Annotated in this window: 7 protein-coding genes and 1 pseudogene; 5 read left to right on the forward strand and 3 right to left on the reverse strand. The window is 65.2% G+C overall.

Features of this window, described 5'->3' with window-relative positions; all coding sequences use genetic code 11:
* Positions 1–197 precede the first annotated feature (197 nt).
* The 3 genes from NJLHNGOC_RS09920 to NJLHNGOC_RS09930 form a co-directional block, all read right to left on the reverse strand.
* Positions 198–1289, reverse strand: coding sequence for a branched-chain amino acid aminotransferase (locus tag NJLHNGOC_RS09920; protein WP_113596296.1), 1092 nt, complete (start codon positions 1287–1289; stop codon positions 198–200).
* Between the two features lie 195 nt (positions 1290–1484).
* Complete coding sequence (locus tag NJLHNGOC_RS09925; protein ID WP_113596297.1) at positions 1485–2318, reverse strand: nitroreductase family protein; 834 nt, start codon at positions 2316–2318, stop codon at positions 1485–1487.
* 127 nt (positions 2319–2445) lie between these two features.
* A complete protein-coding gene (locus tag NJLHNGOC_RS09930; RefSeq protein WP_113596222.1) occupies positions 2446–3885 on the reverse strand; it encodes an NAD-dependent succinate-semialdehyde dehydrogenase in 1440 nt (479 codons plus the stop codon).
* Positions 3886–4238: 353 nt separating this feature from the next.
* Here NJLHNGOC_RS09930 and acuI point away from each other — a divergent pair, with 353 nt between their 5' ends.
* The 5 genes and pseudogenes from acuI to NJLHNGOC_RS09955 all read left to right on the forward strand — a co-directional run.
* Positions 4239–5225, forward strand: coding sequence for an acrylyl-CoA reductase (NADPH) (acuI, locus tag NJLHNGOC_RS09935; RefSeq protein WP_113596223.1), 987 nt, complete (start codon positions 4239–4241; stop codon positions 5223–5225).
* A 358-nt stretch (positions 5226–5583) separates the two neighbouring features.
* Positions 5584–5847 carry a FeoA family protein gene (locus tag NJLHNGOC_RS09940; RefSeq protein WP_113596224.1) on the forward strand — a complete coding sequence of 88 codons (264 nt, stop codon included), beginning with the start codon at positions 5584–5586 and terminating at the stop codon, positions 5845–5847.
* Positions 5844–7694, forward strand: coding sequence for a ferrous iron transporter B (gene feoB, locus NJLHNGOC_RS09945; protein ID WP_113596225.1), 1851 nt, complete (start codon positions 5844–5846; stop codon positions 7692–7694). Before NJLHNGOC_RS09940 ends, feoB begins: the two co-directional genes overlap by 4 nt.
* Before the next feature lie 11 nt (positions 7695–7705).
* The gene (locus NJLHNGOC_RS09950) at positions 7706–7951 is read left to right on the forward strand and encodes a DUF6587 family protein (protein ID WP_113596226.1); all 246 of its coding nucleotides are present in this window, start codon (positions 7706–7708) and stop codon (positions 7949–7951) included.
* A gap of 388 nt (positions 7952–8339) precedes the next feature.
* Positions 8340–10269 (forward strand): annotated as a pseudogene (locus NJLHNGOC_RS09955) (EAL domain-containing protein); the annotation flags it as partial.

Below are 10269 nucleotides of genomic sequence, written 5' to 3' on the forward strand. Positions count from 1 at the left end.
ATGATCCATCTTGTCGCCGCAGTCATCAATTCACGATAATTCCCAACAGGCCCTTTAAAAAGCTTCACCAAAAATTTTCTTATGATGACAGGATATCTGGCGGGGAGCTTCTGAAGCGATCTCAGCTCCCGCCATGAATAAAAAATGCGCGTCCCCTGCGGACGCGCATTCCTTCATTCCGATCGGGAAAAGCGGGGTCAGAGAACCTTGCGCACCCAACCATAGGGATCGGGGCTGGTGCCGCGCTGGATGCCGATCAGGCTGCTGCGCAGCTTTTCCGCCACCGGCCCGATGCTCATGCCATCGCCGATGACGACCTCTCCCTGCTTGCCACGGAAACGCCCGATGGGCGAAATGACCGCCGCCGTCCCACAGGCGAACGCCTCCTTCAGGCGGCCGCTAGCGGCATCGGCGTACATCTGCTCGATCGCATAGGGTTCCTCGCGCACCGTCAGGCCCTGGTCACGCGCGATGCGCAGGATGGAATCGCGCGTGATGCCCCGCAGGATCGTGCCCGTCAGCGGCGGCGTGAGGAGCGATCCGTCATCAAGGACGAAAAACACGTTCATCCCGCCCATTTCCTCGATCCACCGGCGTTCCACCGCGTCAAGGAACAGCACCTGGGCGCAGCCGTGGCCCTTGGCTTCCTTCTGCGCCATCAGGCTTGCGGCGTAATTGCCGCCACACTTCGCCTCGCCCGTGCCGCCGGGGGCCGCGCGGCAGTATTCGGACACCCACACGCTGACGGCCTGTTCCCCGAAATAGGCCCCGACGGGCGAGGCAATGACCATGAACAGGTATTCGGACGCGGGCTTGACGCCAAGGAACGCCTCGCTCGCGATCATGAAGGGACGGATATAGAGGCTTTCGTCGGGACGGGCGGGCACCCATTCACGATCCACCGTCACCAGCTGGCACACCGCCTCGACAAACAGATCCTCGGGCAGTTCGGCCATCGCCATGCGTTCGGCCGACTTGCGGAACCGCCGGGCATTGGCGTCGGGACGGAACAGGGTGACGCCCCCCTGCGCCGTGCGATAGGCCTTCATCCCCTCGAAGATTTCCTGCGCGTAATGCAGCACGGCCGCCGCCGGGTCGAGGCTGAGCGGCGCATAGGCGCGGATGACCGGGTCATGCCAGCCCTGCCCCGCCGTATAGCGGATGATGGCCATGTGATCGGTGAAGACCTTCCCGAATCCGAGGTTGGCCAATACCTCCGCCCGACGCTCCGGCGAAACCGGGGAAGGATTCGGTGAAAGCGTGAAACGGGGCGTACTGACGCTGTCCATGACCATCATTCTCTTTCATCATGCGCCGCGACGTGCTGCGGCGCGCCGGGCCACCTGTGCATCCGGACGGAAAAAAAGACACAGGTTCCCCAGAATACCGCGCAGGTCAAGCCCGCGCACGAATCGCGCCCCGCGCCCCGCATGAGCCGCGCATGACCGGCAGAACCATCCCCCGCGCGGGGAAATGGCCCGATTCTATCGCAGTTCAAAGCCCCGGCGCACCAGTTCCGTGCGCAGCCGGTCGCGCCCGTGCAGGGCCGCCGCGTCGCGCACCCGCCCGATGACCGAGGTGGACCAGTCCTGCGCCGACAGGCCCTGTTCGGTGCGAAAGCGCGTCATGCAGGCATCATAGGCGGGGATTTCCTCCTCCCCCCCGGCGTATTTTTCACGATGCAGCACCGCCGACTGCGGCAGGCGTGGCTTGATCGCCGTCGGGTGCCTGCGGTCGGGATGGCCCACGCACATGCCAAAGACGGCGACGGTACGCGGCGGCAGGCCCAGTTCACTGGCGATTTCCGAAGGATGGTTGCGCACCGCGCCGACATACACGATGCCAAGGCCGAAGGATTCGAACGCCGCGGCCGCGTTCTGCGCGGCGAACGACGTGTCGGCCACCGCCATGACAAAGCTTTCGAGGTAATCCAGCGCCACGTGCGGCTGGGCCTGCGCCTCGGCCACATGTTCCAGTCGCGACAGGTCCGCCACCCAGACCAGGAACAGCGGCGCCTGCGCGATGAATGCCTGTTCCCCCGCCAGCTTCGCCAGTCGCGCGCGGCGTTGCGGGTCGGTGACGGCCACAACGCTCCACGCCTGGAAATTGCAGGAGCTGGAGGCCGACTGCGCCGCCGCGATCGCGCTTTCCAGCACGCCCTGTGGCACGGGGGCCGTGGAAAATGACCGCACCGAACGATGGGCCATCAGGCTGCGCACGACGACGTTTTCCGGCAATGCCCCGTCCGGCGGCGGCTGACGGTAACGCGCTTTCCAAAGATCGGCCAGCGATGAAGACGAAGTGGGTGCATCCGTCATGACCATCCCCCTTTTTTCCATGAACAAAGGAAGCGTCACCTCATCACGTTCCCCCCACGCGGCGGTAGCGGCGCGATGTCACACCAGCCCCTTTCGTGGCGCACGCCTCGGCCGGAACGTTCCGCCTTCAGTACGCGCGCACCGTGACGAAGCGCGTGTCCAGATACGCCTCCACCGCCTCGATCCCGCCTTCGGAGCCATAGCCCGAATCCCCGATCCCCCCGAACGGCACTTCCGGCAGGCCAAGCCCGATATGGTTGATCGTCAGCATCCCCGCACGCACCCCGTCACGCAGCAGCGCCGCCGAGCGGCCGGACCCGGTAAAGGCATAGGACGCAAGCCCGTAGCTGAGGCGGTTGGCCTCCGCAATCGCGGCGTCGAGCGTATCGAACGGCGCCATCAGCGCGATCGGGCCAAAGGGTTCCTCATTCATGGCGCGCATGGCAGGGGTCACGTCCGCCACGATGGTGGGTTCGAAGAAATAGCCGGTATTGCCCATGCGCTTTCCCCCGGTGACCAGCCGCGCGCCCTTCGCCTGCGCGTCGGCCACCAGCGTTTCCATCATGTCCACCCGCCGCACATTGGCAAGCGGGCCGATCCGGGTTCCCTCCGCCAGGCCGTCGCCCACGCGCAGGCCGGACGCGACATCGGCGAAACGGCTGACAAACGTGTCATAGACGGGGCGTTCGACCAGAAAGCGGGTCGGCGCGATGCACACCTGCCCCGCGTTGCGGAACTTCGCCCCCGCCAGCAGCGCGACGGCGCGATCGAGATCCGCATCGGCGCAGACGATGGCCGGGGCATGACCGCCCAGTTCCATGGTCGCGCGCTTCATGTGCGATCCCGCCAGCGCGGCCAGATGCTTGCCCACGGCGGTGGAGCCGGTGAACGTCACCTTGCGGATGACGGGATCGGCGATCAGCGTTTCCGAAATTTCGGCGGGAACGCCATAGACAAGGTTCACGACCCCCGCCGGCACGCCCGCATCGGCCAGCGCGCGGATGAACTCCGCGGGGGAGGCCGGGGTTTCCTCCGCCGCCTTGACGATGATCGAACATCCCGCGGCAAGGGCCGATCCCACCTTGCGCGCCACCTGGTTGACGGGGAAATTCCACGGGGCGAACGCCGCGACCGGCCCGACCGGCGTGCGGATCACCTCCTGCATGACGCCCGGCGCGCGGGCGGGAACGATGCGGCCATAGGTCCGGCGTCCCTCCTCGGCCATCCAGTCAAGGACGTCGGCGGCGGCGGCAAGTTCCACCTGCGCCTCGCCCACGGGCTTGCCCTGTTCCATCGTCATCAGCGCGGCGATGTCCGGACTGCGTTCGCGCAGCAGGACCGCCGCCCGGCGCAGGATGTCCGAACGTTCCAGCGGGGACGTGCGGCTCCATGTCACGAACCCCCGCGCCGCCGCATCAAGCGCGCGCCGCAGGTCCGGGGCCTCCGCCCGGGCGACATGCCCGATCACTTCGGCCGTGGCGGGATTGATCACGTCGATACGCCGCCCCTGCGCCCCGTCGGTCCAGGTCCCGTCGATATAGAGCTGTGTGTTGCGATAGGCTGTCATGGTTCGCGTATCCCTTACCCGATCTCGATGTCGCGCGTGTGCGCATGCGCGCTACAGTGCCATTGAGCGCGCCAGCGCAGCATATCTTTCGATCAAAAAACAGACAGTTCACGCGGATGTCGCTGCACATGCGCCACAAAACCTGCGCCTATCGCGCGTCCGCATGAGAGGCCGCGTCGTCCGCTGGCCACCATGCCGGTGGGGGCAGCCGTGCAGGGCACCTCACGAAATTGTACAAGTTTTTGATATCGGGGCAGTTTATCCTGACCCGCCGTACCGAATCTTATGGACCACATTCAGGATACAGGGGACCACATCCCCGGCTGTCCCCCGACATCCCGGAGAGCGCGCCGATGTTCAACGCCATCATGATCGACAAGACCCGCACAGGATCCCGCGCGGGGCTGCGCAGTGTTGATCCCGCCGACCTGCCCGAAGGCGAGATCACGGTGCGCGTCAGTTATTCATCCCTCAATTACAAGGATGCGCTCGCCATTACCGGGCGCGGCCCCGTTGTGCGGCAGTTCCCCATGATACCGGGGATCGACCTTGCGGGGGAAATCATTTCCTCCGACGATCCGGTTTACCGTCCCGGCGATCAGGTGATCGCCAACGGATGGGGTCTGGGGGAGATACACTGGGGCGGCCTGTCGCAGATGGCGCGCGTGCACGGGAAATGGCTGCTTCCGCGTCCGCGCGCATTTTCCGCGCGGCAGTGCATGGCGATCGGGACGGCGGGCTATACCGCCATGCTGTGCATCATGGCCCTGGAAAAGGGGGGAATCGCCCCCGGCGATGGCGACATCGTGGTCACCGGGGCGGGCGGCGGCGTCGGCAGCATCGCCATCGCGCTGCTGGCGCGGCTGGGATATCGCGTGGTGGCGGTGACCGGGCGCGACAGCCTGACAGAATACCTGCGGCGGCTGGGCGCGGCCGAAGTTGTGGGACGTTCGGTCCTGACCCATACCGGCCGCCCGCTGCAGCCCGCACGATGGAGCGGGGCCATCGACGTCGCGGGGGGAAAAATTCTTGCGGCCCTGTGCGCGACAATGCGGCCGGGCGGCGTCATCGCGGCCTGCGGGCTGGCGGCGGGGATGGACCTGCCGCTGACGGTCGCGCCGTTCATCCTGCGTGGCATCACCCTGCACGGGATCGACAGCGTGATGTGTCCCCGCGAACAGCGCATGGCGGCATGGGCGCGCCTTGAACGCGACCTCGACCCCGCGCTTGTTGATTCGATGAGCGAGGAGATTTCCCTCCGCCAGGCCATCACGACCGCGCCACAGCTGCTGGAGGGAAATATCCGCGGGCGACTGGTGGTCAGCACGCACAACGCCTGAACCACCGGACCGTCCCCCCGTCACGCCATTGCCGCCCGCGTCATGCCGGATGGCGCGGACCGGGCAACGGGAGCAGGCGATGACAGCGGGCGATGCGGGGAATTTCACGTCACCTCATTCCCGATGGCCGCAGCATGGCGACGGATGCGCCACGGGCCGGATCATCCTGCCGCCGCAGGTCATGGGATTCCTGCCGCGCGGGCGTCTTTTTCCATGTGCCGGCGCATCATGGCTGAGCTGCGGAAGAAGGGCTTCCCAATAAAGATGATAGACAATAGGACCGTGCAAAAATAAGATTAATTCTTATTATTTGTTTTTGGCGCGCCTTTCGCGATAATCGCGCGCTTGCAGGATACAGATGCGACTGAATGAACTTCCACGCGGGATGGAGGCCATCATCGATCGGGTGGAAGAGACAGGCCATCCCGATCCGGTGGCGGGACGTCTGCGCGAACTCGGCTTTGTTCCGGACGAACCCGTATGCGTGGTCGCCACGGCCCCGATGGGGGGCGACCCGATCGCCGTTCGCATCGGTTTTACCCGTTTCGCCCTGCGCCGTGACGAAGCCGCGCGCGTCATTGTCCATGTGGACAAAGCCCCGCTGGACAAAACCCCGTCATGAACGTGATGACCCCGCCCAGGACCCTGCGCATTGCGCTGGTGGGCAACCCGAACTGCGGCAAGACGGCCCTGTTCAACCTGCTGACCGGCAGCAGGCAGAAGGTCGCCAATTATGCCGGCGCGACGGTGGAACGCAAGGAAGGCCGCCTGACCACCCCGCTTGGTCATGAACTGCGGGTGCTCGACCTGCCCGGCGCCTACAGCCTTGTCGCGACCAGCCCGGACGAGGCGGTCACGCGCGACATCTGCGCCGGGACCTATCGCGGCGAACCCGTACCCGACCTGCTGGTGTGCGTCGCCGATGCGACCAACCTGCGCCTGCACCTGCGTTTCGTGCTGGAAATGCGCCAGCTGGGCCGCCCGATGATGCTGGCGGTCAACATGATCGACGCCGCGCGCAGGAAGGGCGTGGAAATCGACCTGCCGCGCCTGGGCGCCGAACTGGACATGCCTGTGGTCGCCACCGTAGGCATCCGCCGCGACGGGGCGGCGGACCTGCTGGCGCAGCTTGACGCGCCGCTTCCCCCGCCGCCGGCTCCCCTGCCGGCGAATGCGGACCTGCACGCCATCGTGCGGCGTATCCTTGGCGACTGCGTCACCCACACCCATCCCCTTTCCACCGGGCTGGAGGAACGCCTCGACCGCTGGGTCCTGCATCCCGTATGGGGGCCGCTGATCCTGACGGTGCTGCTGTTCGTGATGTTCCAGGCCGTGTTTGCCTGGGCCCAGCCGCTGATGGACGGGATTGACGCGGGCATGGGCTGGCTGGGCGAGGCGGTGGGCCGTCTCCTGCCCGATGGCGTGCTGCGCAGCCTGCTGGTCACCGGCGTCATTGCCGGGGCCGGCAGCGTGGTGACCTTCCTGCCCCAGATCCTCATCCTGTTCCTGTGGATCCTGGTGCTGGAGGAATCGGGCTACCTGCCCCGCGCGGCCTTCCTGCTGGACCCGCTGATGTCGGTGGCGGGACTGAGCGGGCGGTCCTTCATCCCGCTGCTGTCAAGCTTCGCCTGCGCCGTGCCGGGCATCATGGCGACCCGCACCATCCAGAACCCCCGCGACCGGCTGGTGACCATCATGATCGCCCCGCTGATGACATGTTCGGCGCGGCTGCCGGTCTATACGCTGCTGATCGGGGCCTTCGTGCCGCACCGTGCCGTGGGTGGCTTCCTCAACCTTCAGGGGCTGGTGCTGTTCGGGCTGTATGCTGCGGGCATCCTGTCCGCCCTGATCGTCGCGCGCGTGATGCGCCGTGGCGGGCGCGGGCAGGAGGCGGCACTGCTGATGGAACTGCCGGCCTATCGCCTGCCCAACCCGCGCGACCTGCTGCTTGGCCTTACGGAGCGGGCGCGGATCTTCCTCGTGCGGGTCGGCACGACCATCGTGTCGCTGACGGTCCTGCTGTGGGCGCTTTCCAGCTTTCCCGCCCCGCCGCCGGAGGCCACGGGACCGGCCATCGACTGGAGCCTGGCGGGGCGCATCGGCCATCTCATGCTGCCCATCTTTGCGCCGCTGGGCTTCAACTGGCAGATCTGCGTCGCCCTGATCCCCGGCCTCGCCGCGCGTGAGGTGGCGGTCGGCGCGCTGGCCACCGTCTATGCCATCGGCGATGCGGGCGCCGATGCCGACCAGGCCGCGATGCTGGGCCAGCTCCTGCCCACGCACTGGAGCGTCGCGACCGCCCTGTCGCTGCTGGCATGGTATGTCTATGCCCCGCAATGCGTCGCAACCCTTGCGGTCATCCGGCGCGAAACCGCGTCATGGCGGACCGTCGGCATCACGGCGGGATACCTGTTCGCCCTTGCCTATGTCGCGGCGTTCCTGACCTATCACCTCGCACTGCTGTTCTGAAGGAAGACTTCATGATCCAGTCGATTATGGTGGCCTGCGTCGTACTGATATGCGCCCTTTACTGGACAGGACGGATGTTTCCGCGCATCGGCATGGCGGGGTGGCGTCTTCTTGCCGCAGTGCTGCGCGGCATTGGCGCGCCGGCGGGCTGGACACGCATCGCGACACGCCGGGCACTGCCCCGTACCAAGGGGGGATGCGGGGGGTGCAGCGGATGCGCCGCCACGCGCGCCGACTGCCCGCCGGGCCAAAAATAACCATTCATTAGGATCTGGTCATTACGCTCCGTTGATGCCTGTCGCATGTCATTACGGAGCGGAAAACCAGCCCTCCCTTTTCCAAATGGCATAAAATTTATTTGTTTTTCCTTGGGAAACTTCCCTATGACCTCGCGGCGTGAATTGACACCCCCCGGAGCCTGCATTTTCCCATTTCAAAAACACGGCCTGTGCATACGCACCCTTTTCTGTCAAAAGGACCGCCAGGTTCCTTTCCCATTTCCACGCCGGCACATACCTTCATCCATTCCAGATGACGGGTCGGGGCGGATACCGGCCATCCCGCACATCCAGGTTGACCCCGGCGGCATGACTTTCGGGCCCACAGGCCTTATGATCCCTTTTCCTTTCTACCCCGAGGTTGATGATGAGCAAGTCCCATCTAAGCGCTGAAGTCCTTTTATCGGCACTTGAGCAAGCCATTGATGCGACGGTGATTATCGATGACAGGAACAACGTCATCTTTTTCAACAAGGCTGCCGAAAACCTGTGGGGCCTGCCCAAGCAGGACGTGATTGGCAAGAATGTCAGCGCCCTCGTGCCGCTGGTCCACCGCGCCGACCATGACAGCTTCATCGACAAGAACCGCCGCAGCGGGGTCAGCAAGATCGTTGGCACCTCGCGCGAGGTGGAATTCTCCCGCGCGGACGGGGAATATGTCTGCGGGGAACTGTCGCTTTCCAAGGTCCTGACCGGCGAAGGGCGCATCTACTACATGGGGGTGTGAAGAACGTCACCAACGAAAGCCAGCAGCGCAAGATCCTGATCCTGCAGAACGACGTGCTGCAGGCGCTTGCCAGCGACATGCTGATCCAAGACGTGGCCGACCTGCTGTGCCGCCGTGTGGAAGGCTTCGTGCCGGGGGCCGTGGCGGTCCTGATGCTCATCACGCCCGAGGGACGCCTGCGGGTCCTGTCCTCCCCCACCCTGCCCAAGCGGTACCGCGCGGCGCTGGAGACGATCCACCTGTCCTCCACCGCGATGGAAAAGCTGCGCGTGGACGCGGCGCAGGCCAACCGGCTGGTATGGGACAGCTATCGCTCGCTGGGGATTTCGCTGGGGCTGCAGCAGTGCTTCTCCACGCCGGTCAAGACGCAGACGGGCGAGGTTTCGGGCATCTTCGCGCTATATTCGCGCGACAATGACCACAAGCGCAATTCCTGGCCGCAGCGCATCGTTGATTCCTGCCTTCCCTTCTGCGCCCTGGCGTTCGAGCAGAACGCGACCAAGCAGCATATCTCCCACCTGTCGAACTTCGACTCCCTGACCGGCCTGCTCAACCGCTCCTCCGTCCACAAGGTGCTGGAGGGCATGATCGCCAAGCAGGAAGGCAACCATCAGTTCGCGATCTTCATGCTCGACATCGACCGCTTCCGCGACATCAACGATGCGCTGGGCCATGTCTATGCCGACCAGTTCCTGGTGGAAATCGCCCATCGCATCCGCTCCATCGCCAAGGACGACTATATCGTCAGCCGTTCCGGCGGGGATGAATTCGTGGTGGCCGTGCCCAACTGCCGCAATGAGGATGCGATCAAGTTCGCGGAAATGCTGATCAACACCATCGCCAAGCCGATGCAGATCGGGCAGAACACGCTGACCATTTCCTGCAGCGTCGGCATCAGCACCTTCCCCGACAACGGTCCCGACAGCGAATCCCTGCTCAGCAATGCCGACGTGGCGATGCGCCAGGCCAAGGCGGAGGGACGCGGGACCTACCGCTTCGCCAATTTCGAGAAGAACCAGGTGGCGCAGGACCGGCTGGTGCTGGGCTCCGCGCTGCGTGATTCACTGGCGCGCGGGGCGCTGAACCTGCATTACCAGCCACAGGTGCGCACCCATACGCTGGAACTGTGCGGGGTGGAGGCGCTGTCGCGCTGGCACCATCCGCATCTGGGCAACATCTTCCCCTCCCGCTTCATCGCGGTGGCGGAAGAAACCGGGCAGATCGAGGCCATCGGCCGCTGGTCCCTGCAGGAATCGTGCCGCCAGATGGTCCAGTGGGACCGCGACGGCATTCATGTGCCCACCGTGGCGGTGAACCTGTCGGCGGTGCATTTCCGCAACCGCGCCCTGCCGGAATACATCGCCAACCTGCTCAAGCACTACAACCTGACGCCCGACCGCCTGACGGTGGAAATCACCGAAAGCGTCATGATGGACAGCAGCAGCGATACCGAGGAAGTGCTGCAGGCCATCCGGACCCTTGGCGCAGGCCTGTCGATGGACGATTTCGGCACGGGCTATTCCTCGCTGTCGCGGCTGACGCGCCTGCCGCTGACGGAAATCAAGATCGA

Source organism: Novacetimonas cocois, assembly GCF_003311635.1.
Classification (GTDB): Bacteria; Pseudomonadota; Alphaproteobacteria; order Acetobacterales; family Acetobacteraceae; genus Novacetimonas; species Novacetimonas cocois.